This window comes from Polaribacter sp. IC073, from assembly GCF_007997075.1.
Taxonomy (GTDB): domain Bacteria; phylum Bacteroidota; class Bacteroidia; order Flavobacteriales; family Flavobacteriaceae; genus Polaribacter.
On sequence record NZ_VORS01000002.1, the window covers coordinates 264,466 to 283,107 of the forward strand.

Here is an 18,642-nt window from a genome sequence, read left to right on the forward strand (position 1 = left end):
TATTAAAAGATTTATGATTTTTATGACTGATATCTAATTTATTGGTACCATCTTTGCAATATAATATTACAAATTAAATTATAATAAGATGAGTAAAGGTACAGTAAAGTTTTTCAATGAGTCTAAAGGATTTGGATTTATTACAGAAGAAGGAGTTGATAAAGATCATTTCGTTCACATTTCTGGATTAGTAGATGAAATCAGAGAAGGTGACCAAGTTGAATTTGACTTACAAGAAGGAAACAAAGGATTAAATGCAGTTAACGTAAAAGTTATCTAATATATATTCAAACATTTTCATAAAAGCCCATCTTTTAAAGATGGGCTTTTTTATTGCTTAAAATTTAGAGTTTATCATTTTCGTTAAGATTTTAGGTAGCGGTTCTTAACTTTTATGCTGAATAAATTCTATTTAGAACTCATCAATAAAAAACACAACGCAAAGAGAAATAATACTGTCTATAAATAATACAATCAATTAAAACAGTCAGTATCTTTGCACAAAAATATTTTCATGTCAAAACAGTTTTCAGATTTAGGAATTAATAAAGAGTTGCAACAGAGTTTAGCCGATTTAAACATCGCTATACCTACAGAGATTCAAGAAAAAGTAATTCCTATTGTTTTAAAACAACAAGAAGATGTTGTTGCACTGGCAAAAACAGGAACTGGTAAAACTGCAGCTTTTGGTTTGCCATTGTTGCAATTAATTGATGTAGAAAACGACAATATACAAGCCGTAATCTTAGCACCAACAAGAGAGTTAGGGCAACAAATCTCTAGTAATTTAGAATCTTTTGCAAAAAATAGTCCTAATATTTCAATTGCTACTATTTGCGGAGGAATCCCTATTAAACCTCAGATAGAGCGTCTAAAAGAGGCAACTCACATTGTGGTAGCAACTCCAGGACGTTTGGCAGATTTAGTAAAAAGAGAAGCCATCAACATTAAAAATATTTCTTACTTTATTTTAGATGAGGCAGATGAAATGGTTACTGCTTTAAAAGAAGGTTTAGATAGTATTATTGCAGAAATTCCGAAGAAAAGAAGAACGTTATTATTTACAGCTACCATGCCAGGAGCCATTAGACAAATGGTAAATAATTACATGGCAAAACAGGTCATTACTATTGAAGCCAATATGGAAACTCTTGGTCATCAAGGTATCGATCATCAATATGTAGTGGTAGCACCTATTGAAAAGTTAGAGGTATTACTGCATTTTTTAAATTCACAAGCTGGAAAACGAGGAATTATTTTCTGTAAAACGAAAGCTGCCGTTAATAAATTAGCCAAAAACTTAGCAATTAATAAATTTTCTTCTGGCGCAATTCATGGTAGTTTAACCCAAGGAATTCGTGATCGTATTATGGATCAATTTAGAGAAGGACATGTTGATATTTTGGTAGCTACTGATTTAGCTGCGCGTGGTATTGATGTAAAAGACCTTTCTTATGTTGTAAATTATCACTTACCAGATACGTATGATGCGTATGTACACAGAAGCGGTAGAACTGCTAGGGCAGGAGCAAGCGGATTGTCTTTAACCATTATTCAGAAGGAAGAAAGACAAGATATTGGCGATTTTGAAAAAGCATTAGACATTCGTTTTGAAGCTTATAAAAAGGCAGATGCACAAAGTATTGAAGAAAGTAATGGGGTAATTTGGGCAAATAAAATATTTAAAACGAAACCAAATCGTTCAGTATCAGAAGATTTTAAATCGCAAATAAAAACCATTTTTCATCATTTAACAAAAGAAGAATTAGTAGACAAAATATTAGCGAATTATTTAGCCAATACAAAAGCTACGAATACGAGTTCTGAAGTTACAAAAAAGAAGAAAAAGAAGTAATTGTATCAGTATTATGAGCGATAAAGAAGAGAATACAGAAATAGCATTTTGCATTGCTACCCTTCAGAGATTATTGGAAGATACCAATCAACTTTTTGAAATTCCAGAAGCACAAAGAGTCGCACTTTTTAAGGTTGCCGGCGAATTGTCTAGACCCAATCGTGATGAATTTCAACGCAGAAGAAAAGACGCTAAAAAAGCCGCAAAACGTAAGCAAATAGAGAGTGACAAGCATGCTAGAAAATCAACCGGAATTCGTTCTGCAAGAGAATCTGCTCTTTTTGTGGCTCCGAAATTACTATCTGCAGCCTCTATAGATGAAGAAACGCCAGAATTAGAATCTCCAAGAAACTGTTACGTTTGTAAAGCTGTTTTTACCAAGTTGCATCATTTTTATGATACCATGTGTTCTGATTGTGGAAATTTGAATTATGCTAAACGTTTTCAAACCACAGATTTAAAAGATCAGGTTGCTGTAATTACAGGTTCTCGTTTAAAAATAGGCTATCATATTACGTTAATGTTATTGCGTTCAGGAGCAACTGTAGTTGCAACCACACGTTTTCCAGCAGATTCTGCCATTCGTTTTTCTAAAGAGGAAGATTATAAAGATTGGGGAGATCGTTTGCACATTCATGGTTTAGATTTAAGACACATACCAAGTGTAGAGATTTTCTGTAACTATATAGAGCAAAAATACAATCGATTAGATATTCTAATCAATAATGCGGCACAAACTGTTAGAAGACCTTCTGGTTTTTATTTCCATTTAATGGAAAATGAAAAGAAACCAATAGATCAATTACCAAAATTAGCACAGAGTTTGTTAAAAGAACATGCAGATTGTTTGTTAGAATTGTCTAGTTTAAGTGATTCTACTTCTAAAACAAGTAAAAATAACGTATTACCAGTTACTTGGCACGGACCAGAACCAGGAATTGGTCTGCGTAATTCAGCAGAATTATCTCAAATTCCGTATAGTTTTGACAATTCTTTGCAAACCGCAGAAGTTTTTCCTGAAGGTAAATTAGATGGTGATCTACAACAAGTAGATTTAAGAAAAACAAACAGTTGGCGTTTAAGATTAGGCGAAATTGAAACCACAGAAATGGTAGAAGTACAGTTGGTAAATGCTGTTGCTCCTTTTGTTTTATGCAATCGTTTGTCTAATTTAATGATGAAAGAAAATACGGGTAAAAAGCACATTATCAATGTTACTGCAATGGAGGGAAAGTTCCATAGATTTAAGAAAGTAGACAGACATCCACATACAAATATGGCAAAAGCAGCTTTAAATATGTTAACGCATACTTCTGCATCTACGTTTGCAAAATCGGGTATTTATATGAATGCTGTTGATACTGGTTGGGTTACAGATGAAGATCCTGCAGAGTTGTCTAAAAAGAAACAAGACGTTCACGATTTTCAGCCTCCGTTAGATATTGTAGACGGTGCAGCGAGAGTAATGGATCCTTTAATTGATGGAATTAACACAGGTAAACATTGGTCTGGTAAATTCCTAAAAGATTATTTTCCTATAGATTGGTAGAATTTTAATTTATCAAAGAGCAACAAAAAACCTTTCGTCGATTGTACGAAAGGTTTTTTGTTGTTATCAATAGAATAAAAAAGTATACTTATAAAATTATTTTTTGATAGCAACTGCCTTTAACTTAATGAAACCAAGAAAATCTAAAACTCTAATGATTAAATAAGTAACATCTACTTCATGCCATTTTACACCAAAGTTAGCGCTACTTGCATGTTTATGATGATTGTTATGATATCCTTCTCCCATCATTAAGAAATCGAAATGGAAAAGGTTTTTACTTGTATTTGTCATTTTGTAATTCACATAGCCATAAATATGACCAAACCAATTGATTATTACTCCGTGAATTGGCGCCATTAACAATGCAATTGGTAATAAGGCCCATTGCCACAAAGCCGTTGTAAAATAGGCGAAAAATGCAATGTAAAAAGTAATCCAAAGCAATCTAGAAAAACGAGAACTAGCAAAAGCATCGAAGCTTTTCCATTGTGGTACGTTTTTAGTAAACTTTGCATCTACCGCAATATTTTGCTCATTTATATCTTGGTAAATAGTTTTTGTTTTCCACATCATTGCGAACAAATTATCGTCATAAGACGGCGAATGAGGATCTTTTTCAGTATCAGTATATGCATGGTGCATGCGGTGCATTACGCCATAGCCATAAGCACTTAAGTAACTAGAGCCTTGAAAAAACCAAGTTAAAATAAACGTAATACGCTCCATGGTTTTAGACATTGTAAAAACTTGATGCGCTGCATACCGATGTAAAAAGAAAGATTGAAAAAACAAACCTCCATACCAAAGTACTAAAACAAATATAATTATAATCATTTATTTTTTTTACAAAGATAGTTTGATATCATGCACAAAACAATGAACCCAAATCAATAAAAATAGGTTTATAAACGTTTTCTAATTCTACTTAAAGCTTGTGCAGTAACACCAATATAAGAGCTAATATATTTTAAAGGGATTACTTTTAAAAGCTCTGGACGTTCTTTAAATAATTTTAAATACCGTTCTTCTGCAGTAAGGTTTAATAAGTTTTGTTCTCGTTTAGATTTTATTAAAAAAAGGCGTTCTGCAGTTAATCTTCCAATTAAATTACCAATTTGTGTTGTTTTATAAACTTCTTGTAAATCTTTGTAGGTTATGCTTAAAAGACTCGTTTTTGTAAGCGTTTGTAATTGATATAAAGAAGGCTTTTGTGTTAAAAAAGAATCGTAAGCACTTATAAATTGATTTTCAAAGCTAAAACCGAAAGTAATTTCTTTTTCAGGATTTTCTTTAGGAATGTACAAACGTACAACACCAGATTCAATAAAAGAAATATGATTCTCTACTTCATTAATTTTTAAAAAAGCAGTTTTCTTCGGAAAAGTACGACGCTGCAATTTAGATTTAAAAAAAGTCCAATCTTCTTTAGATATGGTCGCTATTTGATCAATGTATGCTTTTATTTGTTCCAAATCTTAAAATTAGTCTAGTTAAGTTGCTAAGATAAGGATTCAAGCAACTTCAAAAGTGATTTATGACGTTTTAAATCCTAAAATTAATAGAATTTTTTAGGAACTAGCGGAATATAAAATCAAAAATATTCCAATCATAATCCCTACCAATGGCACTAGTTTTTTACGCTTATTTTTCTCCTTAAATAACAAACCACCAACAACTACGGCAATTATTAACTGACTCCTTTTTATTGCTGATAATAACATAATTAAGGCATCTGGATCTTGCAGCGCCTTAAAATAAAAATAATCTGCAGCTTGTAATAAAATTCCTACAGCAACAATGGTCCAACGAAACTTAAAAGATTTTCTTTTTACTGCATTAGGAAACCAAGTAACCGATAAAATAACGAACAAAATTAAAACGGTATACCAACAAAACCAAAATTGCAATGTCTGCGGATTCAAGGTCAAACTCTGAATTAAAAACTTGTCATACAATCCACTAGAGGCACCTAAAAAGGTGGCACCAATAATAGCGAATATCCATTTATTTCGTTTAAAAATAATGCCTTCTTTTTTACCTACTCTCGCATATAACAATACAGATAAAATGATAAGAAAAAAACCAATCCATTGTAAAAAGGTAGGTTGTTCATTATAAATTAAAATAGCACCAATAAATGTAAAAAACGGACCCGCAGAACGAATAGGAGCAACAATAGTAATAGGTAAATGTTTTAAAGCTTGATATGCTAAAACCCAAGAAGCTGCCATAATCATCGATTTTATAAAAATAAAACCATGTGTTTTCCAAGGAAGTGTGGTAATATGAAATCCAATTTCTTTTGTAAATGCAGGAAAATAGAGTGAACCTATAAAAAAGGGGAGTAATAGTAAAAAACCAGAAAGAATTGTCCCAAAAAGTACAGGAAAAACTTCATTTCCTTGCACTGCATGTTTCTTGCATAAATTGTGTAATCCTAAAAAAAGTGCTGCTAATAAGCCTAAATACATCCACATAATGCGCGCGAAGATACTTTTAAAAAGCCATTATAAAATAAAATTATTACAGCTTTTTTTAGGATGTTATTTTATGATTTTAACAAATAAAAAAAAGGCTGTCTTAATAGACAACCTTTTCTCAAACTAACTAACTAACTAACCAAAAATTATTTTAAGCTTTGTAGTAATTTTTCAGCAACCAATTTAGAGGAAGCAGGGTTTTGACCTGTAATTAAATTTCCGTCTTGAATTGCATAAGCAGCCCAATCTTCTTTTTTAGAATAGATTCCGCCATTTTTAGTAAGCATGTCTTCCACTAAAAATGGAACAACTTCAGATAATCCAACTGCGGCTTCTTCTGTATTTGTAAATCCTGTTACTTTTTTTCCTTTAACTAAAGGTGTTCCATCTGCATTTTTTACATCTTTTAAAGCAGCAGGCGCATGACATACAAAAGCAACTAGCTTTTCTTGACTATTAAATTTTTCAATTAAAGCAATTGAAGTTGCATCGGTTGCTAAGTCCCACAACGGTCCATGTCCACCTGGATAAAAAACGGCATCAAAATCATCGGCATTCATATCTGATAATTTTTTCGTATTTGCAATTCTTTCCTTTGCTTCTGTGTCTTTATCAAAACGTGCAGTTGCCTCTGTAGCAGCATCTGGCGAATCGCTACTTGGATCGATAGGTGCAGCACCTCCTTTAGGTGTTGCAATAGTAATTGTAGCACCTTTATCTAATAATGTGTAATATGGATTTGCGAATTCTTCTACCCAAAATCCTGTTTTTTTCCCTGTATCTCCTAATTTATCATGAGATGTTAAAACAAATAATATGTTCATTTTTTTATCTTTTTTAATTGTTATTTTTTCTTCTGAAACTTTTTCAGAAGTTACTTCTTTTTTTGATTCCTTACAACTAGATGCTGTAATGATCGTTAGCGCTAAAGCTATTATTTTTGTTATTTTCATTATTTTCTAGTAAGACATTTTTACTATTTCGGCTACTTTTTCTGGTGATAAGTTTTGGTGTTCACCCAAACCTAACCAACCACGATCTGTAAAACGTTGTGCTATTTTTTCTGCAGTACCTTCGTACTCTTCAGTATAATCAGATAATTTGGTATCGATACCTAATTCATGGAAAAAAGCAACCGTTCTTTCGATAGCAGCATTTGCTTTATCATCGATACTTCCTTCGGTAATATTCCAAACACGTTCACCGTATTGTGCTAATTTTTCTTTTTTAGCTTCAAAATTAAATTTGTAGTGACTTGGAGCAATTACCGCCAAAGTACGTGCATGATCGATACCAAATAAAGCCGTTAATTCATGTCCCATTGCGTGCACCGCCCAATCTGTAGGAACTCCTTTCTGAATTAAGCCGTTCAAAGCCATCGTACAGCTCCACATAAAATTAGAAGCAGCTTTATAATCTGTAGGATCTTTTAATACTTTTGGAGCAACTTCAATAATTGTTTGCAAAATACTTTCTGCAAAACGATCTTGTAATAGTGCACCATTTGGGTACGTCATATATTGCTCTAAAACATGTGTAAAAGCATCTGTTAAACCATTTGCTAATTGACGCTCTGGAATAGAACTAATTACTTGAGGATCTAAAATTGAGAATTCGGGAAACAAACCAGGACCGCCCATTGCTAGTTTTTCTTTGGTTTCTGCTCTTGTAATTACGGCACCAGAATTCATTTCAGAACCTGTTGCTGGTAATGTTAAAACGGTACCGAAAGGCATTCCTTTTTCTGTTCGAATGTTTTTTGATAAAATATCCCAAGGAGTTTCACCATCATAAATAGCAGCAGCAGATAAAAATTTAGTTCCGTCAATTACAGAACCTCCACCAACAGCTAATAAGTAGGTGATATTTTCTTCTTTGATAACGTCCAATGCCTCCATTAAAACGGCGTATTCAGGGTTTGCAGGAATTCCGCCAAACTCAACAACCTCAAAACCTGACAATGCTTTTTTTACGTGTTCGTAAATTCCGTTTTTCTTGATGCTTCCTCCACCATATAATAGTAATACTTTGGCATTTTTAGGAATTTCACTTTCTAATTTTCCGATAGAATCCTTTCCAAAAATAATTTTAGTCGGATTTTTAAATTCAAAATTGTTCATCTTATTTTCTTTATTATTTTATTAAAATTAAATTTTAACAACCATTTTTCCTTTGTTTTTACCTTCAAATAAGTCGATAAAAGCATTCGGAATAGTATCAAAACCATCTACAATAGTTTCTGTGTATGTTAACTTTCCATCTGCTAACCAACCAGATAAATGCTGCATTGCTTCTGGAAATTTATCAGCATAATTAGAAACAATAAAACCTTGCATTAGGGCACTATTTTTAATTAAAAACGGTTGTACGCTCACACTTTTTGGAGTCTCGATATTGTTGTAAACAGAAATAGCGCCACAAACAATAATTCTTGCAAACCTGTTAATATTAAATAATACCGCATCAGATATTGGTCCACCAACATTATCAAAATAAATATCTACACCACTTGGCGCAGCTGCTTTAATGTCTGCATTTATATCTTTACTTGTGTTGTAATTGATACCAGCATCAAAACCAAACTTCGTTTTAAGCATTTCTATTTTTTCATCGGTGCCAGCAATTCCAATAACTCTAAGTCCAAGAATTTTTGCTATTTGACCAACAACAGATCCTACAGCACCAGCGGCACCAGAAACAACAATTGTTTCTCCTGCAACAGGTTTACCAATTTGGTTTAAACCTAAATAAGCCGTTAAACCTGTCATTCCTAAAACACCTAAATAGGTACTTAAAGGAGCTTTAGAATCATCAACTTTTAAAAGACCTTCACCATTAGAAACTTGTTTTGTTTTCCATGATAACATTCCATAAACAAAATCACCTTCTTTAAAGTTGTCGTTTTTAGATTCGATAACTTTAGCAACAACACCAGACTGTATTGGTTTATTTAATTCAAAAGACGGTATATACGATTTCGCAGCACTCATTCTTCCTCTTAAATAAGGATCAACAGAAACATAAGTTGCTTCTAACAAAACCTCTCCTTTGTTAATTGTTAGCGTTGTGTCTTCGGTAATAAACTGAAAGTTTGAAACCGTAGGCTTTCCTTCTGGTCTATTTTTTAATACTATCGTCTTTATCATAATTGTTCTTTTTATTCAATTACAGTTACTAAATCTTTCATTGGTTTTCTAACTTTGACTAAGTTTACCAACCAATCTGCATCTTCTGCTCTATAACCCAATGGTAATAAAACAGCACTACGCAATCCTTTTTCTCTTAAGCCTAAAATTTCATCAACAGCTTCAGGATCAAAACCTTCTAGAGGTGTTGCATCTACACCTTCATAAGCAGCAGCAATTATAGCATGAGCAAAAGCAATGTATGCTTGTTTTGCAGCATGGTTAAAGTTTTCTTCTGCATCCTTTTGAGGATATGTGCTTAATAACATTTGACGATAAGCTTCCCAACCTTCATTTTTAAAACCACGAATTTCATTGGTTAAATCGAACATATAGTTGATACGTTCTGGTGTATACGTGTCCCAGGCAGCAAAAACAAGCAGGTGAGAACAGTCTGTAATTACAGATTGATTCCATGCAATGGGTCTAATTTTTTCTTTTACTTCTTGATTTTTCACAACAAAAATTTCAAAAGGCTGTAATCCGCTTGAAGTTGCTGCTAAACGAGCCGCTTCTAAAATACGTTCAATTTTATCTTCAGCGACAACTTTACCATTCATTGCTTTTGCTGCGTATCTCCACTTTAATTTATCTAATAATTCCATATTTTTCAATTCTATTTTTACGAACTTTCATTCATTACTCTTATACTATTCCAGGCAGATTGATAGGCTTCTTCTAAATGTGTTTTATCTAATTTGAATGCTCCTCTTTTTTCTGACATCATTAAAAACGATAGCGGATTTATGGAATAAGCATATAATAAATAGTCTGACATTGGTTTTATAATACCTTCTTTTTTACCGCGACTCCAAAGATCGAGTAGGGGCTGCAAATGTTTAATACCTTCTTGTCTACTAGTTTCATCAATTACTGGTGTGTTGTCACATTGTGCTAAAAACATGGCATTCTCACAATCCTTTAATTTAAAATCTGCAATGCGTTTCCATATCAATTCAAACCCTTTTTCTACAGACATATCAACATCATAAGTTTCAAAAGCATAATCTGTATATTTTGCTTTCACCTCTACGTATGTTTTATTAACTAGATCTTGCTTATTTTCAAAATACAAGTAAATAGTAGCAGGAGAAACATTGGCCATATTTGCAATTTTACTCATAGGAGTCGCATGAAAACCATTGTTGTTTACGAGCTCTATAGTTGCTTTAATTAGCGCATTTCTTTTGTCTTTACTTTTTTGAAGCTTCGCCATTATTCATTTTTTTTTAAGTTTATAAGCCAATCCTATTAATACAAACTGCAGTGGTAAACGTATCATTGCTGCTTTATGACTTCCAATTGCCGGTGTTTCAGAAAATACATCCCAAATATGTATCGGTAGAAAGAGAAGCATTAAAAAGAAGATTCCTGTTGCCGCTATACGTGCATATTTTGGTATGATTAATAGTATAGCTAAAACAACTTCTATAATTCCTGAAACATAAATAATAGCCGTTTTATAGATCAAAAAGTCAGGAACAAAAGCATTAAAAAAGTCTGGCTTGATAAAATGTTGAATCCCTGCATACAATATAAAGAGGGCTACTATTATTCTTAAAACACACCAAAAAGGTTTCATTTATTTGTTTTGATATGACAAAGGTATATAAAAAGAATGAACATTCATTTTTTGAATATCAAATTTATTTATCGCAGAATAAGATGAATATATATACAACTAATAAGAAATATTATTTTCAAGTTTAAAAAATATGCATCTTTGTAACATGCATCAGTCAATTACAAAACACATACAAAACCATATAAAACCTATCCCTAAAGATCTCGAGTTCTTTTATGCTGCACTAAATGAAATAACTGTGGGCAAAGGTCAGTTTTTATTAAAACCAGGTACAAACATTAAACACGAATACTTTGTTATTAAAGGATGTTTAAAAGCATATTATATGGATGATAAGGGGAGCAAGCACATCATTCAGTTTGCAATAGAGAATTGGTGGGTTGGCGACTTTGATGCTTTTTACAATCATGTACCTTCAAAATTATACATAGAAGCAATAGAAGACTCTCAACTGTTATCGATAACGAATAATAGTCTTGAAAAAATTTATACAGAAGCACCAATTTTTGAACGTTATTTTAGAATTTTAACAACACAAGCTTTTATTTCACAGCGAAAACGAATTTTGTCTACACTCGAAAAAAATACACAAGAACGGTATCTCGAGTTTTGTACTTCATACCCTAATATAGAAGATCGAGTTGCTAATTATGACATTGCAAATTACTTAGGTGTTTCACCAGAAAACTTGAGTCGTGTTAGACGACAAATTAAAAGTTAAAGATCTCTTAATTGACATAGGTCAATGAGGTTGGTGATGAAGTACTGTATTTTTGTTCTTATTGATAACATAATTAGATAAAAATTATATGAGCAAGCAACACCTATTAACACCCTATCATAAAAACACAAACTTATCAAACAAAATTGTCATGGCACCCATGACACGTAGTAGAGCAGATAACAAAGGGCACGTGCCAACAGACCATTTACATGGTTTGTATTACGAGCAACGTGCATCTGCAGGTTTAATTATTACAGAAGGTTCGCAGGTTTCTGCCAATGCGGTTGGTTATATTCATACTGCCGGTATTTATACTGATGCGCAAGTAGAGGGTTGGAAAAAAGTAACGAAACGTGTACATGATAAAGGAGGAAAAATCTTTATTCAGTTATGGCACGTGGGTAGAATGTCGCATCCCGATTTTCATAATGGTGAATTGCCATTGTCTGCTTCAGCGATCAATCCGAACGCACAATCTTATACTCCAGAAGGTTTTAAAGATACGGTTACGCCAAAAGAAATGACTCTTGAAGATATTAAAACTACCGTTAAAGATTTTAAAAATGCCGCAGTAAATGCAGTAAAAGCAGGTTTTGATGGTGTAGAAATACATTCTTCTAACGGTTATTTGTTTCATCAATTCTTCAACAATACTTCTAATAAAAGAACCGATGAATATGGTGGAAGTATAGAAAATAATACTCGTTTCTTTTTTGAAGTGCTAGACGCAATGAAAGAAGTAATTCCGCAAGAAAAAATTGGCGCACGTTTTAATCCGTCTTTAAATGGTTTATTTGGAATGACGATGGATGAACAAACGATTCCAACCTTTGAATATATTATTAAGAAATTAAACGATTATAATTTGGCGTACGTGCATCTTTCGGAACCATTTACAGATGTTTCTAAAATTCCGTTTGCTGTAACAGAAATCGCTAAACATTTCCGACCTTTATACAACGGAACCTTAATGATTAATTCAGCATTCGATCAAGAAAAAGGAAATAAAGTAATAGAAGAAGGTCTTGCCGATTTAGTTGCTTACGGAAAGCCCTATATCTCGAATCCCGATTTAGTAGAACGTTTTGAAAACAATTTGGAGTTAGCAACATGGGATAAAGATACGTTCTACACCACAGGAGCCAAAGGGTATACAGATTACCCGAAGGCTTCAAAATAAATAGTTTAACTTAAAATACATAGATTATGAAATTTACAAGAAAAGCAAGTGCAGCGTGGAAAGGTAGTGGAAAAGAAGGACAAGGAAATATCACTACAGGAAGCAAAGTTTTAGATAAAACACAATATTCATTTCATACGCGCTTTGAAGATGGAGAAAAAGGAACCAATCCTGAAGAATTAATAGGTGCTGCGCATGCAGGTTGTTTTGCAATGCAATTAAGTTTCTTATTAAACGAAGCTAAATTTACAGCAACAACTTTAGATGTAGCTGCTACAGTTGCTTTTGAAGACGGAGCGATTACAAAAATTACTTTAAATTTAGAAGGAGATGTGCCAGAGATTGATGCTGAAGAGTTTCAGCAAATAGCACACAAAGCGAAAGAGGTGTGTCCTATTTCAAAATTATTGAACACAGAAATCGAATTAAAAGTCACTCTAAAAAACGCATAATAATGGCAACTACAACAATAAAAGCATACGGTGTAACAGCCGCAACAGAAGATTTAAAACCATTAGCAATTCAACGAAGAGCTGTGGAAGCAGACGACGTTAAAATAGATATTACGTATTGTGGTGTTTGTCATAGTGACATTCATACCGCTAGAGATGATTGGAAAGGATCTACCTATCCGGTAGTACCAGGGCACGAAATTATTGGTCGTGTAACAGAAGTTGGTAACGGTGTAAACAATTATAAGGTAGGCGATTTAGTAGGTGTAGGTTGTATGGTAGATTCTTGCCAAACCTGTTCTTCTTGCGAGCAAGATTTAGAACAATTCTGTGAAAAAGGAGCAACATTTACATATAACAGTCCAGATAAACATAACGAAGGAGCTCAAACTTATGGAGGTTATGCTACGTCTGTAGTTGTTGATGAAAAATTTGTATTACGCATTCCAGAAAATTTAGACGAAGCAGCCACTGCACCTTTACTCTGTGCAGGAATTACTACATGGTCGCCTTTAAGTCATTGGAAAGTGAAAAAAGGAGATAAAGTTGGTGTGATTGGTTTAGGTGGTTTAGGACATATGGGCGTGAAATTTGCACACGCATTAGGCGCACATGTGGTTATGATTACTACGTCTCCAGAAAAAGGAAAAGATGCAAAAAGGCTAGGAGCTGATGAAGTGTTAGTCTCTAAAGATGCAGACGATATGAAAAAGCATCAAGGAAGTTTCGACTTCATCTTAAACACGATTCCTGTTGGTCATGAAATGGATCCTTATTTAGGATTACTTAAAATTGATGCAACCATGGTTTTAGTGGGTGCAGTAGAGCCTTTAAAACCATTTCATGGAGGAGGTCTAATTGGAGGTCGTAAACGCATTGCGGGTTCATTGATTGGTGGTATTAAAGAAACGCAAGAAATGTTAGATTTCTGCGGAAAACATAATATTACAAGTGATATTGAATTGATAGATATGCAAGATATTAACACCGCTTTTGAACGTGTTACAGCAAATGATGTAAAATATCGATTTGTAATTGATATGAAATCGCTTAAATAAGTAGTTTCTCATTTCGTCTTAAAAAACAGCATCTAAAGTAATTTTAGGTGCTGTTTTTTAACGAAATATTAAGTTGATTAAAAATCAAAATTGTTATTTTAGAGAACGAATTTTATAAACGATTATATACATTTTATGAAAACTAAAAACACAGCTTATTCTATTTTAGACCTTGCTTTAGTTTCTAAAGATCACACACTAAAAGAAACCTTTAATAATGCCCTAAAATTGGCACAACATGCAGAAGCATTTGGGTACACACGTTATTGGTTGGCAGAACATCATAATTCACCTAATATTGGTAGTAGTGCAACTTCTATCTTAATAGGATATGTTGCGCAAGGTACAAGTACGCTTCATGTTGGTTCTGGTGGTATTATGTTACCAAACCATTCACCATTAATTATAGCAGAACAATTTGGAACCCTTGCTTCTTTGTATCCTAATCGAATAGATTTGGGTTTAGGAAGAGCGCCAGGAACAGACAGACAAACGGCACAAGCAATACGTTCAGATTTTATGGAAGCGGCACATTCTTTTCCGCAGGAAGTAGACAAAATACAAAAATATTTTTCTAAAGAGAATGCAACTTCAAAAGTACGTGCAACGGTAGCAGAGGGAGTAGAAGTACCAATTTATATTTTAGGTTCTAGTACAGATAGTGCGCATTTAGCCGCAAAAAAAGGATTGCCTTATGCATTTGCAAGTCATTTTGCAACAACACATTTATTAGAAGCTTTGGCTATTTACAGAAACGAGTTTCAACCCTCAAAAGACTTAAAAGAACCGTATGTAATTGCGGGTGTAAATACTATAGTCGCAGATTCAGATGAAGAAGCCGAACGTTTGTCAACTTCTTTAATAAGAATGATTGTGGGGATATTAACAGGAAAACGAGATTTTGTACAACCCCCAACAGACATGACAGATGAGTTTAGAGGGTTGTTGCAAAACCCTCAAATTCATCAGATGTTAAAATATTCTTTCGTAGGAAGCAAAGCAACTGTAAAGTCGCAGATAGCAGATTTTATGAAGCAAACTAATGCAGATGAGATCATTGCTGTTACAAATATTTATGATATAGAAGACAGAATTAGGTCTTATGAATTGTTTTCTGAAATTATGAAAGAGTTCTCATAAAATGACAATGGCACAAGAACTTTAGAAGCATGATAAAATTCTTGTGCCATTTTTTCTATTTTAAGAAGGTAAATTATTCTTTTGAACTGAAAAACTTGAATTACTAGGCAATTCAAAAATTTCTAAATTAAAATAAGGAACAGCAGCAATGATATGATCAAAGATATCAGACATGATGTATTCGTAATTTTTCCAACGTTTATCGTTACTAAAAGTATAAATTTCTAAAGGAATTCCTTGACTTCCTGGTTCTAATTGACGTACCATAATCATCATTTCTTTATTCGTACCCGAATGATTTTCTATATAGGTTTCAATATATTTTCTAAAAACACCAATATTGGTAAGGTTTCTTCCATTTAAAAGCAGTTCTTTATTGATATTATTTTTCTTATTGTAATCATCTATGTTTGCTTGACGTGTTTCTAAATAAGTGGTGATAGATTGAATTTTTTTTAAATTATCTACCTCCTCTTTAGATAAATAATGAATACTCTCTAAATTAATATTTAAAGATCTTTTTATACGCCTTCCGTCAGAATCTTCCATTCCTCTCCAGTTTTTAAAAGAATCAGAAATTAAGGCATATGTAGGAATTGTAGTAATGGTTTTATCAAAGTTTTGAACTTTTACGGTAGATAGATTAATTTCGGTAACATCACCATCTGCACCATATTTTTCAAACGTAATCCAATCTCCAATTCTTACCATGTCATTAATAGAGACTTGAATACTCGCAACAAAACCTAAAATGGTATCCTTAAAAATCAAAATAATAACCGCCGAAGCAGCACCAATAGTGGTAATAAATTTGATAAATTCTATGCCTGTAATAATCGCAAAGGCAGATAAAATTCCGAACGTCCAAGAAAAGATCATAAATACCTGAATGTAACTATCTACAGGCTTGTCTTTTAAACGAGGCACCGTTTTTAGGTAATCTTTAAGAGCGCTTAAGAGACTTCGTACAATCCAAAGTATAAGCACAATCGTAAATACCTCTAATCCTTTTTGAACTAAATTTTCAATATATGGGTAATCTATAAACACGAAGGGTACGCATTCTAACGCAAAAATTAAAGGGACGATATGCGCTATATTCCGGGGTACTTTATTTTTCACTAATAAATCATCGAAATTAGTTTTACTTTTTAGAGCAAAACGTGAAAATAATTGTACGATAATTGTTTTAATGATAAAATCGATTAAAAACGCAATTATTAATACAGCGATTAGCAAAGCAAACATATTTATATATGCAGATGATGTCTCTGAGATTCCTGTTGATACTAAATAATCGTATAATAGGTGAGCATTTTTCATGGGTGTGCAATTTTCGAAGAAAGTTTCTTCGTTTTAAAATAGAATTTCTTTACTACTTAAAAAGTATGACGCTGCTCATCTATAGATGATGCGCTTAATAGTTGATTAAATTCTTTAATGCAGTCAAAGTTTTTGGTAATTTCTTCAGATACCGCAATTCCAGAAACACCTGTTTCTAAAATAGAAATTACATCATCAGTTGTAATACCACCAGCACCAATAATTGGAGTTTCAGTTTTTAAGGCTTCCACAATTGCAGTAAAGCCATGTAAACCTAAAACAGTAGGTGATTCTTCTTTTGTTTCTGCACTTCTAAACGGACGTAAGCTAATATAATCTACCTTTTTACTAATTAAAGTTTCACAGTCTTGTAAAGTATTTGCGGTTCCACCAACAATTTGCCAAGTAAATAAATGTTCTAGCGCTGTTGTAGCGCAGAAATCTGTGTTTTCTAAATGAACACCATCTGCTTTTACTTCTTTTGCTATTTTATAATTATTGGTTAAAATTAGCCTTGTTTGAAAATGAGAAGTAATTTCTCGAGCTTCATTTGCAATTTTTAAATATTTTTTTTCTGAAACAGTATTCAAGCGTAACTGTACTAATTCTGCACCAGATGAACACGCTTTCTGAATATTTTCTAGATGTTCTTTTGGAGAATCTCCTTGAGAAATATAATGTAGTTTAGGGATCATGAGGTCTTCGTTTTTTGTTAGTAATTTATAGTGCTATACAAGTACAAAGCAGTACAGGCTTAAATAGCTACTGTTTTAGAATATTCCATAAATTGAGTTTCCAAGCGCTTTAACATTGGGTTTATTTTTTCTGAATACAGTACATATTGGCATTTGTAAATACTCTGTGTAATTGCCATAAGGTCTGTGTATGCCATTTTTTTGGATAAAAATTCAGCATCATCAATATTAAAAATCTTTAACTGTGTCATATTTAGACCTTCTAACAAAAGCAATTTACAAACCGTCTTAGGAGTCGCAATAAGAATATCTACCCCTTCAAAAATTTCTGAGGTGAGCACTTCAATATGTAATTTATCATCACAAGCATACACACGTAATGAAGTATGTCTGGTGTATTTTAGAAAGATTTCATTTAATTCTAAAACTTTTTCTCTGTTTTCGACTAAAACAATAGCTCTTGGTGCAACGCCAACTTCCTCACACTTTAACTTTTGCAAAGTGGTAACTATAAGAGTCGTTGTTTTTCCGGCAGCTATTGGCGCTGTGCAAAAGAGATTCGCACCACTTTTTATAACGGGGATACTTGCCTTCTGAAATGGCGTAGGCGTACTTATTTCTAGAGATTCTAACTTCTCTTGTATATGTGAATGTAATTTTTTAAAAGGCATAGGAAATAAATAGATAATTGTTTCTCGTAATGTTCATGTTAAAGGAGGCAAAGATACAATTTAATTGACGTACTTATACCTACAAAAAGCTACTTAGAATGTACTTACGTAAATGCATTTATTATTTTTTTCTTAGCAAAAAAATAGCATAAAATTTAAAACTAATTGTAACTTCTAAAATGGGAATGTATTGTTTCCAATAAGCATCAAAATATATCTTTTTATTGATGAAATTTACCTCATCTTAGGGTAAGGCTTATCAAAAAGATAAAATCACATTCCTTTTGCAACCGAGTTGCATTAAATTTATTTTATCTTTGTAAAGTGAAAATACTTACAATCATATTGTCTTTTTATTTACTAGGGCTCAACTTTGCGCCTTGCGGAGATACGGCTGTGAATAAAAGTGATATAAATACAGAAATTTCACAATTAATAGATTCAGATCACGGGCATGCTACAATTGATACTTGTTCTCCTTTTTGTCTTTGTAATTGCTGTCATGTTCACACCATTGCTTTTGATATTTTAAAATTTAAGCCTATAAAGCTTTTGATGCCTCAGCTGCATACCAAATACTTTGATGGTAGAAACAAAGGGTATCAAAACTCACTATTACAACCACCACGTGTATAATTCAGTTTTTTAGAGGATACTTATATCCAATTTCGAACCATCGTTGGTTCTATTCATTTCGAGGTAATCTAATGTAGTATTAGAATTACATTGAAAACTATCACTG

21 protein-coding genes are annotated in these 18,642 nt (G+C 32.8%); 9 read left to right on the forward strand and 12 right to left on the reverse strand.

Going from position 1 to position 18,642, the window contains the following annotated elements; translation table 11 throughout:
* Positions 1-88: 88 nt before the first annotated feature.
* From ES045_RS03990 to ES045_RS04000, 3 genes are all read left to right on the forward strand, one after another.
* A complete protein-coding gene (locus ES045_RS03990; protein WP_004570569.1) occupies positions 89-280 on the forward strand; it encodes a cold-shock protein in 192 nt (63 codons plus the stop codon).
* A gap of 234 nt (positions 281-514) precedes the next feature.
* Positions 515-1,855: a DEAD/DEAH box helicase gene (locus ES045_RS03995; protein WP_147112757.1), complete on the forward strand. Its 1,341-nt coding sequence runs from the start codon at positions 515-517 to the stop codon at positions 1,853-1,855.
* Between the two features lie 13 nt (positions 1,856-1,868).
* A complete protein-coding gene (locus ES045_RS04000) occupies positions 1,869-3,404 on the forward strand; it encodes an SDR family NAD(P)-dependent oxidoreductase (protein WP_147112760.1) in 1,536 nt (511 codons plus the stop codon).
* 96 nt (positions 3,405-3,500) lie between these two features.
* On the opposite strand, the gene ES045_RS04005 is transcribed toward ES045_RS04000, so the two are convergent.
* The 9 genes from ES045_RS04005 to ES045_RS04045 all read right to left on the reverse strand — a co-directional run bounded on the left by ES045_RS04005 (position 3,501) and on the right by ES045_RS04045 (position 10,654).
* Positions 3,501-4,241, reverse strand: a complete 741-nt coding sequence (locus tag ES045_RS04005; protein ID WP_147112763.1) for an acyl-CoA desaturase — start codon at positions 4,239-4,241, stop codon at positions 3,501-3,503.
* A gap of 68 nt (positions 4,242-4,309) precedes the next feature.
* Entirely contained in the window at positions 4,310-4,879 is a 570-nt protein-coding gene (locus tag ES045_RS04010; protein ID WP_147112764.1) for a Crp/Fnr family transcriptional regulator, read from the reverse strand.
* A 96-nt stretch (positions 4,880-4,975) separates the two neighbouring features.
* Positions 4,976-5,884 (reverse strand): EamA family transporter, encoded by a 909-nt coding sequence (locus ES045_RS04015; protein WP_147112767.1) that lies wholly within the window; start codon positions 5,882-5,884, stop codon positions 4,976-4,978.
* 149 nt (positions 5,885-6,033) lie between these two features.
* Complete coding sequence (locus tag ES045_RS04020) at positions 6,034-6,840, reverse strand: type 1 glutamine amidotransferase domain-containing protein (RefSeq protein WP_189663023.1); 807 nt, start codon at positions 6,838-6,840, stop codon at positions 6,034-6,036.
* A 6-nt stretch (positions 6,841-6,846) separates the two neighbouring features.
* The gene (locus ES045_RS04025) at positions 6,847-8,007 is read right to left on the reverse strand and encodes an iron-containing alcohol dehydrogenase (protein WP_147112770.1); all 1,161 of its coding nucleotides are present in this window, start codon (positions 8,005-8,007) and stop codon (positions 6,847-6,849) included.
* A gap of 27 nt (positions 8,008-8,034) precedes the next feature.
* Positions 8,035-9,033 carry an NADP-dependent oxidoreductase gene (locus tag ES045_RS04030; RefSeq protein WP_147112773.1) on the reverse strand — a complete coding sequence of 333 codons (999 nt, stop codon included), beginning with the start codon at positions 9,031-9,033 and terminating at the stop codon, positions 8,035-8,037.
* 11 nt (positions 9,034-9,044) lie between these two features.
* On the reverse strand, positions 9,045-9,677 hold the full coding sequence (locus ES045_RS04035; protein ID WP_147112776.1) for a nitroreductase family protein: 633 nt from the start codon (positions 9,675-9,677) through the stop codon (positions 9,045-9,047).
* A 17-nt stretch (positions 9,678-9,694) separates the two neighbouring features.
* Positions 9,695-10,288 carry a TetR/AcrR family transcriptional regulator gene (locus ES045_RS04040; RefSeq protein ID WP_147112779.1) on the reverse strand — a complete coding sequence of 198 codons (594 nt, stop codon included), beginning with the start codon at positions 10,286-10,288 and terminating at the stop codon, positions 9,695-9,697.
* Between the two features lie 3 nt (positions 10,289-10,291).
* Positions 10,292-10,654 (reverse strand): MauE/DoxX family redox-associated membrane protein, encoded by a 363-nt coding sequence (locus ES045_RS04045; RefSeq protein WP_147112782.1) that lies wholly within the window; start codon positions 10,652-10,654, stop codon positions 10,292-10,294.
* 148 nt (positions 10,655-10,802) lie between these two features.
* Between ES045_RS04045 and ES045_RS04050 the strand changes: the two genes are divergently transcribed.
* From ES045_RS04050 to ES045_RS04070, 5 genes are all read left to right on the forward strand, one after another.
* Positions 10,803-11,378 carry a Crp/Fnr family transcriptional regulator gene (locus tag ES045_RS04050; RefSeq protein WP_147112785.1) on the forward strand — a complete coding sequence of 192 codons (576 nt, stop codon included), beginning with the start codon at positions 10,803-10,805 and terminating at the stop codon, positions 11,376-11,378.
* Positions 11,379-11,466: 88 nt separating this feature from the next.
* Entirely contained in the window at positions 11,467-12,561 is a 1,095-nt protein-coding gene (locus ES045_RS04055; RefSeq protein ID WP_147112788.1) for an alkene reductase, read from the forward strand.
* Positions 12,562-12,587: 26 nt separating this feature from the next.
* Positions 12,588-13,013, forward strand: a complete 426-nt coding sequence (locus tag ES045_RS04060) for an OsmC family protein (protein WP_147112791.1) — start codon at positions 12,588-12,590, stop codon at positions 13,011-13,013.
* Between the two features lie 2 nt (positions 13,014-13,015).
* Entirely contained in the window at positions 13,016-14,071 is a 1,056-nt protein-coding gene (locus tag ES045_RS04065) for an NAD(P)-dependent alcohol dehydrogenase (RefSeq protein ID WP_147112797.1), read from the forward strand.
* A gap of 135 nt (positions 14,072-14,206) precedes the next feature.
* Positions 14,207-15,211 (forward strand): LLM class flavin-dependent oxidoreductase, encoded by a 1,005-nt coding sequence (locus ES045_RS04070; protein WP_147112800.1) that lies wholly within the window; start codon positions 14,207-14,209, stop codon positions 15,209-15,211.
* Positions 15,212-15,271: 60 nt separating this feature from the next.
* Here the strand turns inward: ES045_RS04070 and ES045_RS04075 are convergent, their stop codons facing one another.
* The 3 genes from ES045_RS04075 to ES045_RS04085 are packed head-to-tail and all read right to left on the reverse strand — an operon-like array spanning position 15,272 to position 17,900.
* A complete protein-coding gene (locus ES045_RS04075) occupies positions 15,272-16,534 on the reverse strand; it encodes a mechanosensitive ion channel family protein (protein WP_147112803.1) in 1,263 nt (420 codons plus the stop codon).
* Between the two features lie 56 nt (positions 16,535-16,590).
* Positions 16,591-17,229, reverse strand: a complete 639-nt coding sequence (locus ES045_RS04080; RefSeq protein ID WP_147112808.1) for a thiamine phosphate synthase — start codon at positions 17,227-17,229, stop codon at positions 16,591-16,593.
* A 59-nt stretch (positions 17,230-17,288) separates the two neighbouring features.
* The gene (locus tag ES045_RS04085; RefSeq protein WP_147112812.1) at positions 17,289-17,900 is read right to left on the reverse strand and encodes a DEAD/DEAH box helicase; all 612 of its coding nucleotides are present in this window, start codon (positions 17,898-17,900) and stop codon (positions 17,289-17,291) included.
* Positions 17,901-18,224: 324 nt separating this feature from the next.
* Between ES045_RS04085 and ES045_RS16555 the strand changes: the two genes are divergently transcribed.
* On the forward strand, positions 18,225-18,536 hold the full coding sequence (locus tag ES045_RS16555; RefSeq protein WP_223267176.1) for a DUF6660 family protein: 312 nt from the start codon (positions 18,225-18,227) through the stop codon (positions 18,534-18,536).
* The last annotated feature ends 106 nt before the right edge of the window (positions 18,537-18,642 follow it).